12 protein-coding genes are annotated in these 23,384 nt (G+C 47.7%); 1 reads left to right on the top strand and 11 read right to left on the bottom strand.

Translation table 11 applies throughout. The features are described from left to right. Positions 1 to 72 precede the first annotated feature (72 nt). From PGW97_RS08205 to pepN, 9 genes are all read right to left on the bottom strand, one after another. Complete coding sequence (locus tag PGW97_RS08205; RefSeq protein ID WP_273857037.1) at positions 73 to 2,190, bottom strand: DUF3466 family protein; 2,118 nt, start codon at positions 2,188 to 2,190, stop codon at positions 73 to 75. Then, positions 2,190 to 4,112, bottom strand: coding sequence for an ATP-binding cassette ATPase Uup (uup, locus tag PGW97_RS08200; RefSeq protein WP_273857036.1), 1,923 nt, complete (start codon positions 4,110 to 4,112; stop codon positions 2,190 to 2,192). Before uup ends, PGW97_RS08205 begins: the two co-directional genes overlap by 1 nt. Then, positions 4,090 to 4,356, bottom strand: a complete 267-nt coding sequence (locus PGW97_RS08195; protein WP_217392528.1) for a glutaredoxin family protein — start codon at positions 4,354 to 4,356, stop codon at positions 4,090 to 4,092. The genes uup and PGW97_RS08195 overlap by 23 nt, the downstream gene beginning before the upstream one ends. Further along, positions 4,357 to 6,495, bottom strand: a complete 2,139-nt coding sequence (gene rlmKL, locus PGW97_RS08190; protein ID WP_273857035.1) for a bifunctional 23S rRNA (guanine(2069)-N(7))-methyltransferase RlmK/23S rRNA (guanine(2445)-N(2))-methyltransferase RlmL — start codon at positions 6,493 to 6,495, stop codon at positions 4,357 to 4,359. It abuts the gene before it with no gap. 1,704 nt (positions 6,496 to 8,199) lie between these two features. Continuing rightward, complete coding sequence (locus PGW97_RS08185) at positions 8,200 to 8,745, bottom strand: cell division protein ZapC (protein ID WP_217392530.1); 546 nt, start codon at positions 8,743 to 8,745, stop codon at positions 8,200 to 8,202. A 239-nt stretch (positions 8,746 to 8,984) separates the two neighbouring features. Continuing rightward, on the bottom strand, positions 8,985 to 9,998 hold the full coding sequence (pyrD, locus tag PGW97_RS08180) for a quinone-dependent dihydroorotate dehydrogenase (RefSeq protein WP_273857034.1): 1,014 nt from the start codon (positions 9,996 to 9,998) through the stop codon (positions 8,985 to 8,987). Positions 9,999 to 10,276: 278 nt separating this feature from the next. Beyond that, positions 10,277 to 15,106 carry an NAD-glutamate dehydrogenase gene (locus PGW97_RS08175; RefSeq protein WP_047886708.1) on the bottom strand — a complete coding sequence of 1,610 codons (4,830 nt, stop codon included), beginning with the start codon at positions 15,104 to 15,106 and terminating at the stop codon, positions 10,277 to 10,279. 407 nt (positions 15,107 to 15,513) lie between these two features. Continuing rightward, positions 15,514 to 15,735 (bottom strand): DUF2835 domain-containing protein, encoded by a 222-nt coding sequence (locus PGW97_RS08170; protein WP_217392532.1) that lies wholly within the window; start codon positions 15,733 to 15,735, stop codon positions 15,514 to 15,516. Positions 15,736 to 15,928: 193 nt separating this feature from the next. Then, positions 15,929 to 18,553, bottom strand: a complete 2,625-nt coding sequence (gene pepN, locus PGW97_RS08165; RefSeq protein WP_443147100.1) for an aminopeptidase N — start codon at positions 18,551 to 18,553, stop codon at positions 15,929 to 15,931. Positions 18,554 to 19,013: 460 nt separating this feature from the next. Here pepN and pncB point away from each other — a divergent pair, with 460 nt between their 5' ends. Further along, positions 19,014 to 20,213: a nicotinate phosphoribosyltransferase gene (gene pncB / locus PGW97_RS08160; protein WP_047886706.1), complete on the top strand. Its 1,200-nt coding sequence runs from the start codon at positions 19,014 to 19,016 to the stop codon at positions 20,211 to 20,213. Positions 20,214 to 20,482: 269 nt separating this feature from the next. Here the strand turns inward: pncB and PGW97_RS08155 are convergent, their stop codons facing one another. Continuing rightward, complete coding sequence (locus tag PGW97_RS08155) at positions 20,483 to 21,148, bottom strand: lipocalin family protein (RefSeq protein WP_217392534.1); 666 nt, start codon at positions 21,146 to 21,148, stop codon at positions 20,483 to 20,485. 235 nt (positions 21,149 to 21,383) lie between these two features. Then, positions 21,384 to 23,384, bottom strand: a complete 2,001-nt coding sequence (prc, locus tag PGW97_RS08150; protein ID WP_047886704.1) for a carboxy terminal-processing peptidase — start codon at positions 23,382 to 23,384, stop codon at positions 21,384 to 21,386.

Here is a 23,384-nt window from a genome sequence, read left to right as displayed (position 1 = left end):
ATCAACCCTTGAAATGAAACAGGCTCACGATTTGTGAGCCTGTAGAAGTTTTGCGCAATATTTACACAAAAATCACTTGCGACGACGGAACCCTAACCAGCCTAGCACTGTCAAAGCCAATACACCCAAGCTACCACCGCCAGAACGTTCGATTGACGCTTCCTGCGTAGGACGTGATTCAACCGACGGAGATTGTGCTGCGTCAATTGGTACCAGTTTAACCGCAACAATACGCTCGACATTTGACGCGCCGCCCTGACAGAACGACTCTTTCGTCAAATCATCGTAACCGCCTTCACATTTGTAAGCCGTCGCTGAAATGACACCCGCATCATTGATACCTGTAGCTTCAAAGATACGGTATTGGTTCGCGACACCGTCACCCTTCACAACGCCATCATTAGTCAGGTCATCCAGCAGGTACACATCACCCTTCTTCAGTGCGGCTGAACCAGGAATGTCAGACATTACATATGTAAACGCACGCTGGCGACGGAATCGGCCATCAACCTGGTTGACAGACTCAGCATCCAGACGACCAACAATCTGATCATTGTTGTTAATTGCCGCTGCGTAACCATTCGCACCTTTGAAGAACAAAGATGAAATGCTGCTATCCAGGAACGTTGGGCTAGCACTTGGGTTGTTATTGTCATACACAAACATACGCTCAGAGTATGAACGGTTATCAACCAGGTAATTCTTCGCGACGCCGATTACTTTGTTGTTTTCATTCACGTCGGTCGCGATGCTGTAAGTCAGCTTACGCTCGCCGCCCCCGTCTTCGATATCCAGCCCAGGGATAATCTTACGGGTGAATGACTCGCTGCTGGCGGTTGTTGAACCATCTGGCAGTTCCCATACAGAAGCACGAATCGCGTAGTAATCTTTATCCGCTTCATCGATGGACGTCTTATCAACAGAGTCAGTTGTGAAACCAACCACTACTGGCTTGTCAGAAACCAAAGCAACAGCACGCGCACCTGCTTGATAGCTGCGATCGTTATTGTCCGGGTCAAAGGTCTGGTAAGTGTTACCATTTTTATCAACGCGCTTAGACAGCAAGTTCGCTTCAGCGTTGTTAGCAGAAGAGCCATCTACAGTCCAGAAGACCGCATCATTAGCAAAGACAGACAACTGGCACTCTTTAGTGCTGTAAAAACTGTCCGGGCTGGTTGAGAACAAGTTTGCACATTCACGGAATGTACTATCACTGAAGGTCGGATCACCACGGTCACTGCGGTTATTTGGCACCTTCAGGTCAGAGTCACGGAAGTCACTTGGTGCAAAAGAGGCACTGCCCACCACCAGCAGTTTGCCCTCAAGCTTTAACTCTACCGCATCAAACGCAAGAGACTGACCTGCAGTTTTGGTCAGTTCGTTGGCTGAGCTAACAGCTCCCAGGCTCAATTGCGAACCGTTAACGTTCACAAAGCCACGTTTGGCAAATTGACGAGCATAGCGGCCGTCTTTACCAAAATACGCACTGCTGGCGATACCCAATTCGTAAGGCTGACCACTCAGATCACCTACCTGAGTCACCACAGAATTCGAAGTCTCTCGGTCAGCAACCAGATCACCCAGCGCTGCGGATGCGGAATAATTAGCGGAATCAGACGCAAAAGTCTCAACCACACTAAACTCGTTACCATTGGTCAGTAACGCCTGTGAGTTTGCATAGAAGTTTTTAGTCCAGGCTTCTTGCTCACGAACTAAACCACCAAGCCCGGAACGGTCACCAATGTCATTGGTGTTATACCCCTTTCCGTAAAATTCGCTGCGTGCCCATGTATCACAGGTATTCGGCCCTAGATTGCGATCACAGTAACGGTACAGGCGATCTTCATCGTTGATCTCCTGATAGTTATCACTGATGAAAGGAACCACATCACGCATACGAAGACCTTCAGCCCCGAAACGGCTTTCGCCGAAGACCTGATAGTTATCACTGCTACACCCGCCGCTGACAAAACAGTTTTCGTCAGCAGAAGGGCTAATACCCTGACCATGATATTCAATCTGGCTGCGCGCTTTAACCTGATCCACATTCTCAGGGAAGTAATCGCGATTTGCGACAGTCGAGTTTGGGTCAATTTCTATTTCTACAACCTTATAAACGGCCGCGTTTGCACTTGTGGCACCGGCGATCAGTATCGCCAGTGTAGATAGCTTCAAGGTGTTATGTTGCATTAAGATTCCTTTTGCATCGCTTCAAGTTCTTCCCAACGTTCAAATGCCTGCTCAAATTCCGCTTCAGCATCAGCTAAACGGGCCAGGACCGCTTGGGTATCATTTTTGACGTCCTGAAAGAAGGCAGGATCATTGATTTTTTCCTGCAAATCAGCAATTTCATTTTCCAGTTGTTCAATTCGTTGCGGCAGGTCTTCCAACTCTTTCTGCAATTTATAAGAGAGCTTCTTAACATTGCGGGGGCGATCAGCCTGACGCTGTTTGTTGTCTTCTTTCTTCTTCGCAGTTTCAATTTGAGCCGCATGTTCTTTGGCTCTCTGGCTGTGCGAATTGGCACGCTGTTCCTGAGCGTCATGGTAACCACCGACATATTCTTCGATGACACCATTGCCTTCAAAAATCCAGCTGGTTGCTACTGTGTTATCCACAAACTGACGATCGTGGCTCACCAACAACAAAGTACCTTGGTAATTGGCAAGTATATCTTCCAAAAGTTCCAAAGTTTCAATATCTAAATCGTTGGTTGGTTCATCTAGCACCAACAGGTTGTTAGGCTTCAGGAACAACTTGGCCAGTAACAGTCGGTTTTTCTCGCCGCCGGACAAGGCTTTTACCGGTGTACGTGCACGTCGCGGATGGAATAGAAAATCCTGCAGGTAGCCCAGTGCGTGGCGCGTACGGCCATTAACGGTCACTTCCTGTTTACCATCTGCCAAGTTATCCATTACCGTTTTTTCCGGATCCAGCACTTCGCGGTACTGATCGAAATACGCGACTTCCAGCTTGGTACCACAATGGAAATGACCCTGGGCTTGCAGATCGCCCAACATAATTTTCAGCAGGGTACTCTTACCGCAACCGTTCGGACCAATCAGAGCAATCCGGTCACCACGCATTACATTAAAGCTGAAATCATTAATGATTTGCTTGTCGCCGTAGCTGTAGCTGATGTGTTCAGCTTCAAACACGATCTTACCGGAGCGATTAGCTTCCTGAAGCTGCATGTCAGCCTTACCCTGCACATCTCGACGCTCGCTGCGTTCACGACGCAGTTGTTTCAGCGCACGTACACGGCCTTCATTGCGGGTACGACGGGCTTTAATACCCTGACGAATCCACGCTTCTTCCTGAGCCAGCTTCTTATCAAACTCTGCATTTTGCTCTTCTTCAACCCGCAGCATCTCTTCTTTGGTTTCCAGGTACTTGTCGTAGTCACCCGGGAAAGAAGATAAGTTCCCTCGGTCCAGGTCGACAATACGGGTCGCCATGGAACGAATGAATGCACGGTCGTGCGAAATAAAGACAATAGAGCCTTTAAACTCTTTCAGGAACCCTTCCAGCCACTCGATAGTCGAGACATCCAGGTGGTTCGTCGGCTCGTCAAGCAGCAGAATGTCTGGATCGCACACCAGAGCTCGCGCTAGCGCTGCTTTACGTTGCCAGCCACCGGACAAATCTTTCAGCAATGTCCCTGGCTGTAACTGCAGGTGCTCCAGCACAGAAGTAATTTTGTTATCAAACTGCCACGCGTCGGCATGGTCAATTTTTTCCTGAGCACGAGCCAGCTTGGCAAAGTTTGACTCTGTTGGTTCATGAGAAATCAGATCGAGCAAGTGGTGATATTGCTTCAGAACTTGACCAATTTCAGCCAGCCCTTCAGACACAAAGTCAAACACCGTCCCTTCGGCGTCACGAGGCGGATCCTGCTCAAGGCGAGACACTCGCAGTTCAGACTGCTGTTGGATGCTACCATCATCAAGTTGAACGTCGCCGGCAATCACTTTCATCAAAGTGGATTTACCCGTGCCATTACGGCCTACCAGACAGACACGTTCGTTAGGTTGAAGAATAAACTCTGCTTTATCGAGTAAAGCATGGTCGCCATACGCCAGTTGGGCGTTACTGATGTGAATTAAAGCCATTATTGTTTAACCATGCAGCCAGCTTCTCGGCATCAAACGGCCAGCCGAGTTCCGGGCTTTGTTGTTCAGAATCAGGATATTGAATTGCAAGCACAGGAATAGTGACACCGTAACGAGCAAAGAGCGTATCATCAAAGGCAATATCAACCACCTCAACGCGATCTGCTACGCCGGCATGAACGAGCAGGCCATAGGCCTGCTCGCATAAGTGACACCCTTCTGTGCTATAGAGCGTAATTAGCACTTAACCTTCCTTGTGGGTAATGATCCAGCAGTTATGAATATGCTTATTACGACCGAAATCCAAAGGCAACGTTTTATCAGAAATGTTCTGCGCTTGTAACCCAAGTGCTTCAAGTTTCTCGAAATCCATTTTGAAATGGCGCTTATTGTTCGAGAAAACAATCTGACCATTCGGACGCAGCATACGTTTCAGGTTTTCCATTAACATGATGTGGTCACGTTGAACATCAAAACTTTGATTCATACGCTTTGAATTCGAGAACGTCGGCGGATCGATAAAGATCAAATCGAAACTACCGTCCGCTTCCTGCAGCCACTGCAGGCAATCTGCCTGGATGAACTGATGCTGACGACCTACTTTACCGTTCAGTTCCATATTCTCCTGCGCCCAGCGCAGGTAGGTGTTAGACATATCAACGGTTGTCGTCGATTTTGCCCCACCGCATGCGGCATGACAGGTCGCCGAACCTGTGTAAGCGAACAAGTTCAGGAAGTCTTTCCCTTGGGCCATTTCACCCAGTTTGCGACGGGTAATACGGTGATCAAGGAACAGGCCGGTATCCAGATAGTCAAACAGGTTAACTTTCAGTTTCACGCCGTATTCATCAACGACCATGTGACGCTCAGCACTCGACAGTTTCTGGTACTGGCTCTTGCCTTTCTGGCGTTCACGGACTTTGAGTACCACTTTGCTGGTATCAACACCGGTTACCTGAATTGCAGCACGCATAACATCCATCAGGCGGCGACGTGCCGTTTCTTCAGGGATAGATTTTGGCGCAGCGTATTCCTGAATAACCAGGTAATCCTGGTATTTGTCAATCGCAGCGTTGTAATCAGGCAGATCCGCGTCATACAGACGGTAGCAATCCAGCCCTTCTTTGTTTGCCCACTTAGACAACTTACCGATGTTCTTTTTCAGACGGTTGGCAAAATCCGGCGCAACCTGAGTTTCTTCAAGTGTCCCTTCTTGCTCGCCTTCTACGTGTTTCACGCCACCTGCCGAGATCAGGTACGTTTTCAGCACACAGTCCAGCGCACCATTTCGCAGCTTGAATTGCTTATCAGCACGCATACGCAGGCAGCTAAGCAACTCGTTTGATGACGAGTAAATCGCAGCCGTTGAACCCGCAAATGCCAGTTTCAGGCGATTACCAAACAAGGTGTAAAGGGAAATCAGCTCAGGTGTTGTACCCAAACGCTCACCGTATGGCGGGTTACACAGGATGACACCTTCTGCAAACCCTTCAGGACAAGTCAGTTGAGTCGCATCTTCCTGCTTAAATTGGATCAGTTCAGAAACACCAGCACGACCGGCATTATCACGCGCAATGCTCAGCACACGCTGATCTTTTTCACGACCAAAGAACAGTGGTTCAACGTTCGCAGGACCACGGCGAGCTTTTACTTTCGCTTCAGCATGAATTTCCATCCAGGCTTCTTTATCGAAATCGCTGATGAACTCAAAGCCCCACTGTTTACGCTTAAGACCTGGGGCAATGTCTGCTGCGATCATCGCCGCTTCAATCAGCAAAGTACCGGAACCACACATAGGATCCAGCAAAGGCTTGCCAAGAACCCAGCCAGATTTCAGAACCAGTGCTGCGGCATGGGTTTCGCGAAGAGGCGCTTTACCGGCATCAGTACGATAGCCGCGCTGGTGCAAACCGCTACCGGCCATGTCCAGACCCAAAATGCCGTTTTCGCCTGACAGACGCATATGAATACGAAGCTCAGGACGGACGCGGTCAATACTCGGACGAGGAAGATCAGCCTTAGTGAACTTATCCACAATGGCATCTTTTACTTTCATTGCGCCATACTGGCTGTTACGAATTTCGCGGTTAGTACCGTTGAAATCGACAATGATTCGAGTATTGAAGTGGAAGTAAGACGGCCAGTTGATAGCCGTCGCGCCAAGGTACAGATCCATATCATCACGAACAGTGAATTCACCCAGTACCTGAATGATTCGTGAAGCCAGTCGTGTCCATAGACAGCAGCGATATGCTGTACCCTGTTCCGCCTTAAAACGCACGCCGGCGTGGACAACTTTAATTTGTTGAGCACCAAGTTGCTCGAGTTCTTGGGCCAGAAGATTCTCAAGGCCACGGGAAGTGATTGCTAGATATTGATTCATGAGGTTCATTTCGCACTTATGTTGCGGTGAATTATAACTGAAAACCCTCTAAATACCTTGCACCAAAGGGATCTCCCGACCCATTTAGTTAAAAAAACAGCAATTATTTCACTCAAATTACGCTGCCCTGATTCAGCATACAGATTCAAAGGTAATGTCAAGGGCAATTCAAGCTAAAAGATTCACTCTGAATTGATGTCAAAGAAAAAGCAAAACAGTCCAAATGAGCACTCAATAGTATACAACCCCACCCATCTAAATTGTTCACATCAGGAAACAACGAGCAATCATCACAACCGTTTCCATTTAGAAACGGTCAGGGAAACCGTAGCAAAACAACGCCCACCAATCCCTCCATAATCGTCCACCCCTAGAAACAAACAATTAAAACCACTAATTATCAATGATTTGAAATCATAAAACAACAAGATGACTACGCACTTCCTGTCTGAGATGATTCATGCTTTCCCCAATTAATGAGTTTGCACTGACTATCACCAAAGGCGAATTAAAACAAAACACTCGTTAGTTTCCCGACTGGAAATAGTTCCGGTTTGTAACGGATATCTCTCATACATAACTTGTAATTTAATTACACGAACAAGGAAATTGAGGAAATAAAACAAATCACCATGTAGATTCAGGTGCAAAATATTGGTGTTTTTTTGCCCTCAGAAGACAAAAAGAGGCAGAAAAAACATTAAAAAAAGATAACTTTTTTAGACCCAGCTCACTAATTTTGAACATATTTTGCACAAGCAAATGGGCATTCCCTTACCTTCACGTCTGCTCAGGCAGACAGTTTTTGACGCGCAACGTCAAAAATACGCCACATGCTGACTCTGTTACTTGGTGATGCCCCGGTAATGAAATACTTCAGACCAGAGCATTGCCTTTATTTTTCCCTTAGATTCATCCTGCTTTTGCGGTGTAGAAAAGATCGCTCAAGAGCATACAATTTATCTGTCTACTAAGGCTGAGTAGGCCAACTATGTGTTGTAAACACACCCACTTCAGATATATGTGAACAAAGCGACGAAAAAGTATTTGGTAGACTTGCTGACACTCATTGGGGCTAATGTGCTTAGGGATCCACTTGAACGACGCATTAACATACCGACAGAACGCGTCCATACATGAGTATAAAAACCTAACGGCTCTATTTTCGACTTCCCTACCCTTTCTCATTAATATACAAACAGTTATGACCGCCACATGGTAAGTAACCACTCGTCTCTTTTTTGTTCAGTACATGGGGGATTTCGTTAGAAATTGCACCTGATGGTTTGGTCCGTGCATTGAGAGTCGTTCAGAGGCCATGAGTGAAAGTCGTTTTAGTGAGAGATGTCGACCATGGGTAACGAGTCAATAGAGATAGACAGGCACTCTCTCTCCAGTTGGTACACAAGCGATAGCGATTGGCCCCTGGTAGAGATTGAACTCAGGTAGCAATTGGCCACAAAATGAAGGGAGACTAGAGTACGCAGCTGTGGTTTGGTTGCCTGTGGCTGCTTAAAGTTAATGGAGGTTAATGTTTCCAGGGTTAGTTTTTCGGGGCAATGGACAAGCTTACAACGCGCTATTTTCAGCGAGGAAGGAGATATAACACTGTTTCATGTGCAGTTATCAGGCAGAAATAAAGGGAACAATTGAGCTGGTACGCGCTGGCTGTGAATGCCATGGAGAAACATTTCAGAAGGTAAATCAGCCTACCAGTGCGAAGCTGACAGGCATTTCTACGTGCGCCTCGAATGCTTCCATACGGTCATTCATCACTTTGATCGTATCGCAGAACTGCATTTGCTTCGCATTGTTCAGGTTAACGGCCTCCACTTCAGCCGACATACACAGGCTGGCGTTTCCGTTATTTTCAATCACCAGGAAGTTAGCCTGACCATCTTCCGTATACAACGTGACAACGTCACCTTCAGACGGGCAATGTGCGTTTTTAAGGTCTTTAAAAAACCAGCTTTTCGGCATCATTGGTTTATGAAAGCGGTTTGCAGCCACTGCATTCAGAGCAATTTCAACTTTGCGCGGTGCTGGCAGATCGAGAGCTGAAACGCCCTCAAGGTAGGTTTGGTAGGTACTGGCGTCGTCAACAGTAAATACAGAACGGGTAAATGCACAAGGCACCAGATTTTTGGTTGGAATAGAGACGCGAAAAATCATCTCCTCCCCTAGATCCAGCATCAGAGCGTCATGTTTTTGGTCGTAGTACCACATCCATGAATTGTTAGGTTTCAACATGTTCTCGCTCCAAAATCCGTTCGTTATACTGCTTTATCCAACGTTCGAAACAAAACTTTAGAACAATTTTACTGTGGTCAGGCCAAATAAAAAGAGGAAATAAACAGGGCTAAGTCGATGAAAAAAGGTGTAAGTTTGACAATTGCCCCTGACTTGAGTGTCTGTCATATACCTTAAACAAAAAAAAGTGCCTGCCGATGAACATCGACAGGCACGATATACATTTTTTCTCGAACCGCTTACTTCAGGTTAGAGACAATGTCCTTAACCAGTTTTGGTCCGTGGTAAATAAAGCCGGAGTAAACCTGCACCAGACTTGCGCCAGCCATCATTTTTTCTCGGGCGGCAATAGCAGAATCGATACCACCCACCCCAATGATAGGTAATGCGCCATCCAGTTCTTGTGCCAACAAACGAATCACTTCGGTGCTGCGGTTTTGAAGCGGACGACCACTCAGGCCACCCGCTTCATCGCAATGAGGCATCCCTTCAATCAGCGAACGATCCAGAGTCGTGTTCGTCGCGATGACACCATCAATTTCATTTTTGATCAGTGACTGGGCAATCTGGGCAATTTCGTGATCTTCAAGATCCGGCGCGATCTTCAATGTCAGCGGTACATACTTGCCATATTTCTCACACAGCTCTTTCTGCTTCTCTTTTAGCTGTGCCAGCAGCTCATCAAGCATTTCACCGTATTGCAAGCTTCGCAGGCCCGGTGTGTTAGGAGATGAAATATTGACTGTGATATAGCCAGCATATTCATATACCTTCTCCATACAGATCAGGTAGTCCTCAGCCCCTTTCTCAATCGGTGTATCTTTGTTTTTACCGATATTGATCCCGATGACACCGTCATACTTGGCCTTTTTGACGTTCTCAATCAGGTTATCAACGCCCAGGTTATTAAAACCGAAGCGGTTAATAATGCCTTCGGCAGGAATGACACGAAACAAACGAGGCTTATCATTACCAGGCTGAGGGCGTGGTGTGACTGTACCGACTTCGACGAATCCAAAACCCATCGCGCCAAATGCATCAATACATTCGCCGTTTTTATCAAGGCCAGCAGCCAGACCAACAGGGTTTTTGAATTTGATACCCATCACTTCGACAGGATGATCAGGGACGTGTTGACGATAGAAGAGATCGAGAGGTGTACCGGTGAAGCGAGAAAAGTTCTGAATAGCAAGATCATGCGCCTTTTCAGCGTCTAGCTTAAAAATAGCGGATCGTGCGAGGCGGTAAATCATTGTACCTCCTAGTAAAAGCCCCGTATAAACGGGAGAACATTATTCCTACTTTGTGCTGCCAATTCAACGATTATTTTATAGTTTAACGATAAAAATACTCGCTACCCTATAAATTGACTGGCTAATGCAAATAATTAACAGTTTGTTTTTTAACAGAAATAGCAAACGATTAACTTACATGTTAACCAGAGATAAAAAAGGCCACCTCACAGATGTGGGTGGCCTGAAAATCAAACAATTTGAGCAGTTGCTATGGTTTATTCACCAATTTTGCAGAATTACATTGCCGGACGGCAGTGCAGATTCAGCAGCATCAGTTCACGCAGTGCAACAGAGAACTTGGCAAATTCATGAGTTGTACCTACCTTGAACTCAGTCAGCACGGTATTCCAGCGACGAATCGCCTTCTTGTGTTCCTTCATCCAGCTCTCAATCAGGCCTTCTGCGTCACCCCCTACTAAACCACTGCTGATAACAGCAGAAGTCAGCTGACGCTGTTGCCAATCCAGATCTTCGCGGAATGAAGCACGCGCCAGTGCCTGCCAGTGGTTTTCTACAGGCTGATTGTGAACCTGTTTCAGGAACCAGTGCAGTGACAATTCAGCACCCAGGACAAAGTACACTCGAGAGATAAGGTCGATATCTTTATCCATCTCACTGGTAATTTGTGCAATATCCATTGCTGAGTACAGGCTGCTCAGGCGCGCAATATTATGCGCCAGTTCTGCCGGTACACCCTGTTTGATCATCGATTCAGCCTGATCGTTGTGCTCTTTCACTTCTTCAGTGACAAGGTAACGTTCCAGATTTTCACGCAGTTTGCTTACTACCGGCTGGTAGAATGCAATTTGCTCTTCGATGCTTAGCTTACGGTCGCGGTTACGCAGAATCCAGCGTGTCGCACGACGCAACATACGACGGCAACGGTACATAATGTCATACTGCACATCGGCCGGTATTACGTTATCCAGCTCACGAACCTGCTCGAAGTACTGAGCAAAGTCGAAAATGGCACGGCCAACTGAGTAGGCAGATGAAATTTCGGCCACTGTTGCACCGGTTTCTTCCTGCAGACGAGTAACAAAGTTACAACCCATCTCATTCGACATCTGGTTTGCCAGAGACGTCGCAATCAGCTCTTTACGCAGTGGATGCTGATCCATTTGCGTGCGGAATCTTTCTTGCAGCTCTTTCGGGAAGTAAGCCGGCAGCAAACGCGCGTGGTACGGATCATTTGCAATTTCATCCGTTGCCATTTCTTCTTTCAGAACCATCTTGCCGTAGGCAACCAGTACTGCCAGTTCAGGGCGGGTCAGACCCATACCTGATTTTTCACGCTCAGCCAGTGCATCGTCATCCGGGATATTTTCCAGAGCGCGATCCAGCTTCCCTGCTTTTTCCATGTGATGGATAAAGCGGATTTGCTCTTTGAGCAGTTGGACTTCCTGATGCTGTGTCACGGAGATTGACTCGCTCTGACAGTATGCATCATCAAGAACGATTTCAGACACTTCGTCTTCCATACGTTCCAGCAGTTCATTACGCTGCTTGTAAGTCAGATCTCCGCCGGCAACCAGTGTGTTCAGCAGGATCTTAATGTTCACTTCGTTGTCTGAACAGTCAACACCGCCTACGTTGTCGATAAAGTCGGTATTAACACGACCACCGTTCTTCGCGAACTCGACACGGCCCAGCTGAGTCATACCCAGGTTACCGCCCTCGCCCACAATCTTCGCACGTAGCTCACTACCGTTAATGCGCAGACCATCGTTTGCACGGTCGCCCACATCAGTATGCGTCTCAGCCTGAGATTTCACGTAAGTACCGATACCACCGTTCCACAGCAGATCCACTTCCATTGTCAGGATCAAACGGATCAGCTCATTTGGCGGCATGGTTTGCTTACGGGTGCCCAGCAGTTTCTGAATTTGTGGCGTCAGCTTGATCGCTTTACTGCGACGAGAGAAGACACCGCCCCCTTCAGAAATCAGCTCTGGGTTATAATCTTCCCAGCTTGAGCGAGGTAGATTGAACAGACGGTTGCGCTCTTCCCAGCTGGTTGCAGCATCCGGATTAGGATCCAGGAAGATATGCATGTGGTTAAAGGCAGCGACCAGGCGCGTATGCTTAGACAGCAGCATGCCGTTACCGAATACATCACCAGCCATGTCACCGATACCGGCACATGTAAAGTCTGTATTCTGGCAGTCAATACCGATTTCACGGAAGTGACGCTTGACTGATTCCCAGCCGCCTTTCGCGGTGATACCCATGGCTTTGTGGTCATAACCATTAGAGCCACCGGATGCAAATGCATCACCCAGCCAGAAGTTGTAGTCTTCCGACACTGAGTTAGCCAGGTCAGAGAACGTCGCAGTCCCTTTATCGGCTGCAACAACCAGATACGGGTCGTCTTCATCATGACGAACAACGTTCGCTGGTGGAATTAGATCGCCGTCAACAATGTTATCAGTCACATCCAGCAGCGCACGGATGAAACGTTTGTAACAGCGTTGACCTTCAGCCCAGATCTCTTCACGAGTTGACAGCTGAGGCTGACGTTTACAGATGAAGCCACCTTTTGCACCTACCGGTACGATAACAGTGTTCTTAACCTGCTGAGCTTTTACCAGGCCCAGAATTTCTGTACGGAAGTCTTCCTGACGGTCAGACCAACGCAGGCCACCACGCGCAACTTTACCGCCACGAAGGTGTACACCTTCCATATCCGGTGCGTACACGAAGATTTCGAAGAACGGAACCGGTGCCGGGATTTCAGGGATCTCAGACGGACGCAGTTTCAGTGACAGCCATGGTTTCGGCTGACCGTTTTCGTCCAGCTGGTAGTAGTTAGTACGCTGGGTAGCACGGATCATTTCCATGTAACGACGGATAATACGGTCGTCATCCAGGCTTTCTACTTCGTCCAGCTTCTCATGCAGTTTTGCAATCAGATCCTGCTCTGCTTTTTCTGTGTGCTTGATTTCAGGATCAAAACGCAGTCGGAACAGCTGAACCAGATCACGAGCCAGATCATTGTGATTTGACAGCGTTTCTTCGATGTAGTGCTGGCTGAATGGGAAGCCAACTTGGCGCATGTAACGGGCAAAACTACGCAGAATCGTGATTTCACGACCTGTCAGACCGGCACACAGTACTAGACGGTTGAAGCCATCACTTTCGATTTCGCCGTGCCAGATAGCAGAAAATGCTTCCTGGAAACGATCACGCGCTTCAGCCAGATCAATCCCTGTGCAGGCATTGTGGAGCATCGCAAAGTCCAGGATCCAGTACACCGTACCGCTCGCAGTCTTCACTTCATACGGTTCTTCACCAATCACGCGCAGGCCAAGGTTTTCCAGCATAGGCATAACGTCTGACAGGTGGATCGGCTCATCACGGTGGAACAGCTTCAGTTTCACGTAACGTGAATCGGTCGCTTCTTCCTGCGGACGGTAGAACAGCATGCCCAGCTTGTTATCTTCGCTCAGGCTTTCCAGTTGCTCGATATCCGCAACCGCGAAACCTGGCAGCATCTGCTCTTTGTATGAACGCGGGAATGCACGGGCATAGTTTTTCGCCAGCAGCGTCCCTTGGCTTTCACCAAAGTTTGCGATCAGAGATGAGCTAAGACGGTCTTCCCAGGAAGAAGCCGCTTCAACCAGATTGTGTTCGATGGCTTTAACGTCGACATCGAAGTTATTGTTTTCTACGCGCACGATGTAATGGGTTCTTGCTAGTGGGCTCTCAGAGAAGAAAGTAGTGAATTCAACGTCCTGTTCAGAACCAAAGTATTCTTTCAGTACGCGCTGCGTCTTACGACGAAGCTCAGTGTTGTAACGCTCTTTCGTGACATACACCATGCAAGAGAAGAAACGACCGAATGGGTCGCGGCGCACAAACAGGCGTAGCAAATCACGATCCTGCATACGTACAACACCACAGCCCACATCCAGCATTTCTTTTTCGCTGGCCTGGATCAGTTCGTCACGCGGATACGTTTCCATCAGGTTATTCAGCGCTTTCCAGGAGTGAGAACCAGCAGAATAGCCACTCTCTTCCAGAATACGGTTAACCTTATTGCTGATCAGAGGAATGCTCATGATCGACTGATTATAAGCCGTTGACGCGTACAGACCCGTGAAACGGTGCTCACCGATCACATTGCCGTCTTTATCAAAACGCTTGATCCCGATGTAATCGGTATAAGCCGGACGGTGGATCTTCGACTTCACATTGCCTTTTGTCAGGATCAGCAGATCCGGCTTACGCGCTTCAAAGCGGGCAGTCTCAGGCAGCTCAGACAGACGCAGTGTTTTCACCTTGCTTGACTTGCTCAGCAGGCCAAGGCCGTCTTCATTCGTCGGGCGCAGTTCATAATCACCTTCAATCGGCACCAGATCATAGTTGTGGTAACCCATGAAGGTGAAGTTGTGGTGAGTCACCCAGTCAAGGAAAGCAATCGCTTCTTCGCGCTTGTCTTTCTTAACTGGCATATTTGCATTTTTCAGTTCTTCAACGATTGACTGCAGTTTTGCCTGCATCAGTTGCCAGTCATTGACGACCAGATCAACATCCTGAAGCACTTGTTCTAGTTCTTGTTTTAATGCTTCCAACTCTTGTTTGTCGTTCAGGCGGTCCACTTCAATGTGGAACAACGTCTGAAGATCGCCGTCTTTACCACACGCTTCAGTAATGACACCTTCCGCGTTGCGTTTGAAGAAATACGGGCCGTTCAGCATCAGGTGACTGGTGATACCCAGACGGTTCAGTGTCATGCGTACTGAATCAACTAGGAATGGGCGGTCCGGAGTAATAATTTCAACAACAGTGTGGGTAGACTGCCAGCCGTAACGGCTCAGAGTTGGGTTGTAGACACGTACTGAGATTTGATCAGGTTTATTTTGTACCAGGTGGTGCCACAGACTTAGTACAGCACCGTAGAGGTCAGATTCATTCCGTTGAAGCAGATCATCTTCTGCCAGTTGTCCTAACAATCGCTGAGCAAACACTTCTACTAATGACTGCTGAGGGGTCTCAATCTTGTCCTGGATTAAGCCATAAACTTTCTCAAGCAATACCGGCACTATAGGGTCAGGTGCGGTCATAGCAATGCTCCATCGTTATATTTTTACAATAAAGTATAGAATTTTTATAAAAACACTCATGAGCAGAATTGGGGATAAACAACTCACGAATGACGGGTAATCCGCGAGTGCTATTGTAGGGCCTTTTGTTGCGAAATGGTTACGTTAATATCACTGTCTGAGCAGGAAAAAATCGAATATGTGACTAAGGTAGAGATTTTGACTGGTCGGATTATCTGGGTCTGATGAAAATAGCGTCAAAATTCCCACAGGCCCTTGTCAATTGGTCTAACCATTTATTTTTAGGGTTATTTTCAGCTTTCATTCAGCTAAATAAAACTAATGCAAATTAACTGCATAACTTTTATTTTTGCTCTTTCATTAAATTCATTGGTTACAAAAATGTTATCAAGATATTGGCAGCAGTTTTATGCCAGCTGCTCCAGTGAATGGAATCGATTTTCACTGTTTACTGTTAAACGAAAACGCCCTTTTATTCCTATTTGGCTTAAAAATGGCCGCAACCGGGCCGCAGGTAACTGCAACCTTAACCCTTCATCTGTGACCACCTGGACCGTGCTGGCTGCGCCGTTGTAGTAGTTAAGGTAATTCTGATATGTGATATAGATTGAAAAAGTATACGCTTTCATGGTTTTTCCTAACTCGGCCTCCTGCACCTTCTCACGCTATGTCCAGAGAACGTTCTGTATGGCATGACGTAAGCATACCGACTGCTCAAAAAATAAAGGGCAGGTCTCCCTGCCCTTTATAACGGTTAAAACATAGCCGTTAAAACATAACTGCTAAACCATCGCGGTTAAATCAGCGTTTAAAGCCGCTGGTTTACTGTTGCAGCGCTTTTTGAACTTTCTCGTACAGATCTTTTGCCAGATTTTCCAGCTTAGCCAGTTTCTCAAGCTCAGCGCGCATCAGTGACTGGCGGGCTTCGTCATACTGACGAAACTTTAGGAACGGCTCAATCAGACGAGAGGCGACCTGCGGGTTGCTGGTATTCAGCGTTGTCAGGATTTCAGTCAGGAACTGATAGCCTGAACCGTCTTTCGCATGGAAACGAACTGGGTTATTGGCACAGAAGCTGGCAACCAGACTACGGGTACGGTTCGGGTTTTTCAGATCAAACGCCGGATGCTTCATGGTTTCACGCACATTCTCCAGCGCATTCTCCGCCGGGTTCTTACCTTGCAGAATGAACCACTTGTCCATTACCAGACCATCGTGCGTCCATTTATCACTGAAATCAGTCATCTGAGCTTCGCGACAAGGAAGTTCCGCGTCATTCGCGACAGCCATCGCGGCCATGGTGTCAGTCATGTTATCAGACACCTGATACTGCTTGCTGACCAGCTGATTACCCTGCTCAGTCTGACCCAGATAAGCCAGACAGGTATTCCGCAATGCACGTTTGGCCATCGCGTCATGCTCAATGGTGTAAGCCCCCTGATTCAGGGCATGGTAGATCGCAGTAAACTCATCTTCCATTGCCTTCGCAAAAGCAACTTCCAGCTCTCCAACAACCTGGTGGATCGCATCCACATCCACCGTTTTGTACCAACCGGCAATTTCGTTTTCGTTTGGCAGTGTCAGGACTTCAGCGATGAAAGCAGGATCCAGCTTCTCATCCAGCAGCACGCCACGGAAGGCATCAATCACGGCTTCAGGCAGTTCAAACGCCTCACCCTGGCGAACGCGCTCTACATTGCGCTTAATGTACTTCGCCAATAGCATCTGACCCGCATCCCAACGTGCAAATTCGTTACGAGCATGCACCATCAGGAAAATCAGCTCGTCGTCGCTGTAATCGTATTCCAGGATCACCGGAGCAGAGAACTCACGCAGCATAGAGATCACAGGTTGCTCGTCGATGTTTTCGAACTCAAACACCTGCTCGGCTTCAGTCACATTCAGCACATGATGCATGGCTTCACCGTTACATTGTAACGGAAGAACATCACCCTGGCGGTTATACAGCTCAATATCAAATGGAATATGAAGCGGCAACTTCTCTTCCTGCTCAGGTGTTGGTGCAGTGTGTTGTTTAACAGTGACACGGTAACGCTTAACATCCGCCAGATACTCAGTATCAACCGTCACAACCGGTGTACCGGCCTGGCTGTACCAACGACGGAAACGCTCAAGGCTGATGCCCGATGCGTCTTCCATCGCCTGAACGAAATCGTCACAGGTTGCCGCAGTGCCGTCATGGCGCTCAAAGTACAGCTTCATGCCAGCCTGGAAGTTTTCTTCGCCCAGCAATGTGTGCATCATACGAATAACTTCGCTGCCCTTCTCATAGACGGTCAGGGTGTAGAAGTTATTCATTTCGATCACTTTGTCCGGACGGATCGGATGAGACATCGGGCCACGGTCTTCCGCAAATTGCGGGCCACGCATAATACGAACGTTGTTGATACGGTTAACCGGACGAGAACCCAGATCAGAGGAGAATTCCTGATCACGGAATACCGTCAGGCCTTCTTTCAGGCTCAGCTGGAACCAGTCACGGCAAGTCACACGGTTACCGGTCCAGTTGTGGAAATACTCGTGACCAATGACCGACTCAATACCCTGATAATCGGTGTCCGTCGCAGTATTCGGGTTAGCCAGTACATATTTAGAGTTAAAGATGTTCAGGCCCTTGTTCTCCATGGCGCCCATGTTGAAGAAATCAACAGCGACGATCATGTAGATATCCAGGTCATATTCCAGACCGAAACGCTCTTCATCCCACTTCATGGAGTTGATCAGCGAAGTCATGGCGTATTCCGCACGATCTAGGTTGCCTTTGTCGACAAAGATTTCAAGATCAACCACACGATCGCTTTTCGTCGTGTACTTATCACGCAGTACGTCAAAATCACCGGCAACCAGTGCGAACAGATAGCTTGGTTTCGGGAACGGATCCTGCCACTGAACCCAGTGACGACCATTATCCAGATCACCGCTGTCAACACGGTTACCATTACTCATCAGGTACGGATACTGAGCCTTGTCGGCAATCACTTTTGTGGTGTAACGCGCCAGTACATCCGGGCGATCCAGATAGTAAGTGATATTGCGGAAGCCTTCAGCTTCACATTGCGTACAGAAGGCACCGCCTGATTTGTACAGACCTTCCAGCAGCGTATTTGCTTCAGGGTTGATTTCTGTTTCGATCAACAGTTCAAACTCAGCAGGCACATTATAGACAGACAGTTTGCCCTCGCCTTCAGCAAAGTCGCTCCAGGCTACACCGTTAATTTCAATGCGCACCAATTTCAGGTGGTCGCCATCCAACTCCAGCGTCGTTGCGGTGTCTTTCTGACGGATAACCTTGCTGACCGCCAGTACTTTCGTGGCAGTGTCATACAGGTCAAATTCCAGGGAGATATCGGTGATGGTAAAGTCAGGAGACTGGTAGTCAGAACGGTATTTTGCCGTAGGCTGAGTCATCGTAGGTTGTTCGGCCATGTAAATTCCTTATTTCTATCCGCACAATTACCATAAAGGCAGAGCGAGAAGTCGCTGGCGGTTGTTTCCATTATTCTGTCTTTAACTGCGACAGACAAGAGCCACTGCCAGAATCGCTCTGAAGTTCAACACCAGATATGACAAGTGGTGAATATTCATGCAATGCAGGCAGACTTCAAACTAGTTATTCAGCTAAATGACAGGGCATCATTTTTACTATAATTAGTTTTATAAAAGATAATGGTTACCCAAAATCTTTCTCGCAGCAAGATCCTCGCATAAACATAGTGTTAACACTATGACACCAATTACCATAAAAAGTGCTTGGTAGGCTTGTCGTTGATGGCTTTTCAGCGTATGGTACTCGCCCTAAAAATTTCAACTATCTGAAACATTTTGAGGCAATCTCGGCTCAAAATAAGGTAAAATCCTCGGATTGCAAAAAACGACCAAACTAGTTATGAATCAATTAGGACACATTGGGATTATCGACTCCCTGCTTGATACCGATGCATATAAATTACATATGCAGCAAGCAATTTTTCATCAATACCCAGATATTGAGGCGGTCGCAGAGTTTCATTGCCGGAGCGAGGAAGACCTTCGTCCTTATTGCCAAGAGATTCAGGATCACATCAACCGTCTTGCCGGCCTGTCATTCACCGGTGAAGAGATTGCGTACCTGTCGACACTCAGCTTCTTTAAAGAAGACTACCTTGAGTATCTCAAGTCATTTCAGCTTAAGAGTGAGCAGGTACATATCGATGCAACCGGCGATCAGCTTGCTATCACGATCACCGGTAAGTGGCTGGATATCATTCTGTGGGAAGTCCCGCTACTGGCTATCATTTGCGAAATTCGCTGCAAACACCTCTACCCTGATGCCAGTTCAGACGACGCCCTTGCACAGCTGAAAGGAAAACTTGACCAGTTTTACCACCGTGCATCCGAGGAAGGTATTGATCTTGACGCCTTTGCACTGGTCGATTTCGGCACCCGTCGCCGCTTCTCTAAAGATGTGCATCACCACGTTGTGGATTATCTGAAAACAAACGTGGCTGAATTTAAAGGCACCTCAAACTATCACCTGGCGCGTACCCGTGGTTTGACACCTGTAGGCACACAAGCGCATGAGTGGTTCCAGGCGCATCAGCAACTGTCCGGTGAACTGGCAGATTCCCAGCAACTGGCTCTGAATCGCTGGCTACAGGAGTACCCGGACTCACTGGGTATCGCCCTGACGGACTGCATCAATATGGATGCTTTCCTGCGTGATTTCGATCTGCGCTTGTCTGAGCGTTTTATTGGCTTACGCCATGACAGCGGTGACCCGATTGCCTGGGGTGAAAAGGCCATTGCTCACTATGAAGCACTGGGCATTGATCCGAAAACCAAGTCTCTGGTGTTCTCAGACAGCCTGACTCTGGACAAAGCACTGACAATTTACAAACACTTTGCACATCGCATCAATATCAGCTTTGGTATTGGTACACAGTTGACCTGCGACTTACCCGGAGTGAAAACGCTGAACATCGTGCTGAAACTGACCGAGTGTGAAGGCCGCCCTGTGGCGAAAATTTCTGACGAACCCGGCAAAAGCATCTGCCGCGACGAAGATTATCTTTCCCAGCTGCGTCAGGCTTTCAAGATTGTTGGATGATGATACAGCACCGAGCGTTATTGACTGAGGCAAAGAACTAATTACCTCTGACCGCCAATTTACGTTCAATGCTCTTCCAAAAAAATAAAAAAGGCTTGTGAAAACAAGCCTTTTTTACATCGCTATTTCACCCTAACCTTGCGTCTTTTATTGCTTGATTCGTGTTGCTTGATTCGTATTGCTTGGTTCGGTGACCGATCAGCCAGCCACTCACCACTGTCCTCTCATAACCAATCTTTCATATGGACAACAACGCGATCAAGAAACCGTTATTCACGTTGCATGATAGCTTCCATCCCGAACAGCTTGTTAGTGAGAGTCAGAGTGTTACTGCCTAAGCGGAATTGACTGTCATGCTGGCCGTCTTCGTAAATCAGCACGATTTGATCATCTTCGATGTAGTAAATTCCGCGATGTTCGATTTTCTTGCCATTTTTGCCAGAGACTTCTGCTGAAAACAAAAAGTCAGGACGAAGCGATAATGATAACTGAGTGACAGCATCTCCCACATCCTGGCCGCTGATACGCGATGAACGCCAGTTGCCCGCCAGATGTTCAGGAGCCAGTTTTGTGAATCGCGCACCATCTAATAAAAACTGGTTGTAGCTCAGCATGTAAGTATGCTGTTGCTCAGGCTGGCCGCGACTGCGAAAGGTTACTGTTGATTCATCAATGTCGTAAATGCCGCTCCATTCTTCAACATTTCCGTCTACCTGCAACAGACGAATCACATAATGGTAGTCTGATTTAAACTTGATGTTCATTGCACGATAGCTGCTCCCTTCGCTTTCTACGCCCTCTTCCGTGTTGCTAAACCAGTACCAGTCACCAAGCAGCAACGGGTAATCAAATTCTGTCAGGTCAGCCTTTGCCTGCGCGGTGCCGGTTAAGGAAGCCAATAACATTGATACTGCCACTAACAATGATCTCACCATAGCGATTCCCTCGTGCAGAGTAAAACGGCCAGAATTTTGACATCTACCTTTAACCCTAGCTTTCATTGCCAGGAATGGATGAGAAATATGATGAATATCACGGTTATTAGGCAAGGCGTCTCAGCCATGAGACATGGTTTTAAAATAAAAATCGGACAAGAAAGTCTGATAAATCAAATAGAAAAGCGGCACCCTAAGGTACCGCTTTCGAAGGTTATACAGAATCTGTATGCCGTTAGCTCTGTACGCTGACAAGATCAGCGGTTACAGCAAGGGCTTCGTCCAGATACGCATCCGGCGCTTCGTAGTCTTTCGGCACATCATCCAGTTTGGCAAACGGCTGCTTGCCAAGTGCTTTCTGACGCTCGTTCAGACGAGTCAGACGCTCAGTATCTTCTTTATTCTGCTCCGCAATACGCTTCTTCTCGTTCAAAGAGATGGTGTTAATGTCCTTCTCTTCTTTATAACGATCGATGTCTTCCTGAATAAAGCCGAACTCCATATCCTTGTCGATACGTTTTTCGTGCTTGGTTTTCAGTGAAGGCAGAATCGGCGAAAAGTTATACATCTTCGAGTATTGCGCCGCTTTGATGCTGTCCCACGGAAGTGCGTTATCTTCGACGCTTTCACCGGTTTCAGACGGATCTACCGCCGTCGGGAATGGCACATCCGGAACAACACCCAGATTTTGTGTACTACCGCCGTTGATACGGTAGAACTTCTGAATGGTGTACTGAACGTGACCCAGCGGTTTATCGAACAGATCATAGATATGGTTCAGCGAACGGTGTTGCTGCACCGTACCCTTACCAAATGACTGCTCACCCAGAATGACCGCTCGTCCGTAATCCTGCATCGCAGCTGCAAAAATCTCGGATGCTGACGCACTGTAGCGGTTAATCAGCACCGTCAGAGGACCATCGTAGTAAACACGATCATCTGAATCACCGTTGACTTTAACCCGGCCATAGCTGTCACGCACCTGTACAACCGGTCCGCTGTTCATGAACAACCCGGTCAGTGCCGTCGCTTCCGTCAGTGCACCGCCCCCGTTGTTCCGCAGGTCGATCATCACCGCATCCACTTGCTCATCGCTAAGCTTCGCCAACTCTTTCTTGGTGTCTTCTGCCAAACCCACATAGAAGCTTGGGATTTCAATCACCCCAATCTTACGGCCGTGCGAGATTTTCACCTCTGACTTGGCTGCACGGTCTTCCAGACGGATTTTGTCACGGACAATTGTGACATCGTAACTTTTGGCATTGTTACCTTCAGGCAGGATCTCAAGCTTAACCTTGCTACCTTTAGGGCCTTTGATCAACTGCACAACATCATCAAGACGCCAGCCAATCACGTCCACCATGTCTTTGCCGTCCTGCGCCACGCCAATAATGCGATCACCGGCGGCCAGTTTCTTCGAGGCTGAAGCCGGACCACCAGCCACCAGCGAACGAATCACGGTGTAATCATCGACGACTTGCAGAACCGCCCCAATCCCTTCCAGAGACAGATTCATTTCTGACTGGAATTGTTCGGCGTTACGAGGAGACAAATAACTGGTATGCGGATCGACCTGACGCGCAAAAGCGTTCATGTAGATCTGGAATACGTCTTCACTGTGACTCTGAGTCAACCGCTTCAGCGCATTGTTGTAGCGCTTCTCAAGCGTTTCTTTGATATCAGGCCACTCTTTACCGGTCAGTTTCAGGTTCAGCGCGTCGTATTTAACGCGTTTGCGCCAAATCTCATTCAGTTCATTACGGTCTTTCGCCCAGTCCAGCTTGGAACGGTCGATCACCATGTCTTCATCGATATCAAATTTGATCTCACGATCAAGCTGATTCAATGCAAACTGGTATCGGTCATAACGACGCTTGAGCAGCGTATTGAACATATCAAAGGCAGCAGAGGTTTCGCCCCGTTTCAACTGATCATCGAGTTGGGTTTTCCACTTTTCAAACTGCTTGATATCTGAAGCGGTAAGGAAGCTTTTGTTGAAATCCAGCATTTCGAGATAACGATCAAACATGCCGGCAGAAAAGTTATCATCAAGTGAGAATTGCTTGTAGTGAGAACGAGTAAAGCGAGAAGCAACCCGCTTACTGGCAGTCGCATGCTGCTTTTCGGGTTCTAACTGAGGAATGTCACTTAATGAGTATTTGGCCTCAAGGGCCTGAGCTGAAGCTGCCAGCATCATGCCGGCAGCAATCAGTGAGAAACGGTATCGACATTTCAT

It is taken from the genome of Photobacterium sp. GSS17 (genome assembly GCF_028621875.1).
Taxonomy (GTDB): domain Bacteria; phylum Pseudomonadota; class Gammaproteobacteria; order Enterobacterales; family Vibrionaceae; genus Photobacterium; species Photobacterium ganghwense.
The sequence above is the reverse complement of the archived record's forward strand: the minus strand, read 5'-3'. Positions and strand labels throughout refer to the sequence as shown.

Bases quoted from the DNA above. Each gene is read 5' to 3' on its own strand.
- PGW97_RS08205 (WP_273857037.1), bottom strand. From the start codon at position 2,190: ATGCAACATAACACCTTGAAGCTATCTACACTGGCGATACTGATCGCC.
- uup (WP_273857036.1), bottom strand. From the start codon at position 4,112: ATGGCTTTAATTCACATCAGTAACGCCCAACTGGCGTATGGCGACCAT.
- rlmKL (WP_273857035.1), bottom strand. From the start codon at position 6,495: ATGAATCAATATCTAGCAATCACTTCCCGTGGCCTTGAGAATCTTCTG.
- PGW97_RS08185 (WP_217392530.1), bottom strand. From the start codon at position 8,745: ATGTTGAAACCTAACAATTCATGGATGTGGTACTACGACCAAAAACAT.
- pyrD (WP_273857034.1), bottom strand. From the start codon at position 9,998: ATGATTTACCGCCTCGCACGATCCGCTATTTTTAAGCTAGACGCTGAA.
- PGW97_RS08175 (WP_047886708.1), bottom strand. From the start codon at position 15,106: ATGACCGCACCTGACCCTATAGTGCCGGTATTGCTTGAGAAAGTTTAT.
- PGW97_RS08170 (WP_217392532.1), bottom strand. From the start codon at position 15,735: ATGAAAGCGTATACTTTTTCAATCTATATCACATATCAGAATTACCTT.
- pepN (WP_443147100.1), bottom strand. From the start codon at position 18,553: ATGGCCGAACAACCTACGATGACTCAGCCTACGGCAAAATACCGTTCT.
- pncB (WP_047886706.1), top strand. From the start codon at position 19,014: ATGAATCAATTAGGACACATTGGGATTATCGACTCCCTGCTTGATACC.
- PGW97_RS08155 (WP_217392534.1), bottom strand. From the start codon at position 21,148: ATGGTGAGATCATTGTTAGTGGCAGTATCAATGTTATTGGCTTCCTTA.
- prc (WP_047886704.1), bottom strand. From the start codon at position 23,384: ATGAAATGTCGATACCGTTTCTCACTGATTGCTGCCGGCATGATGCTG.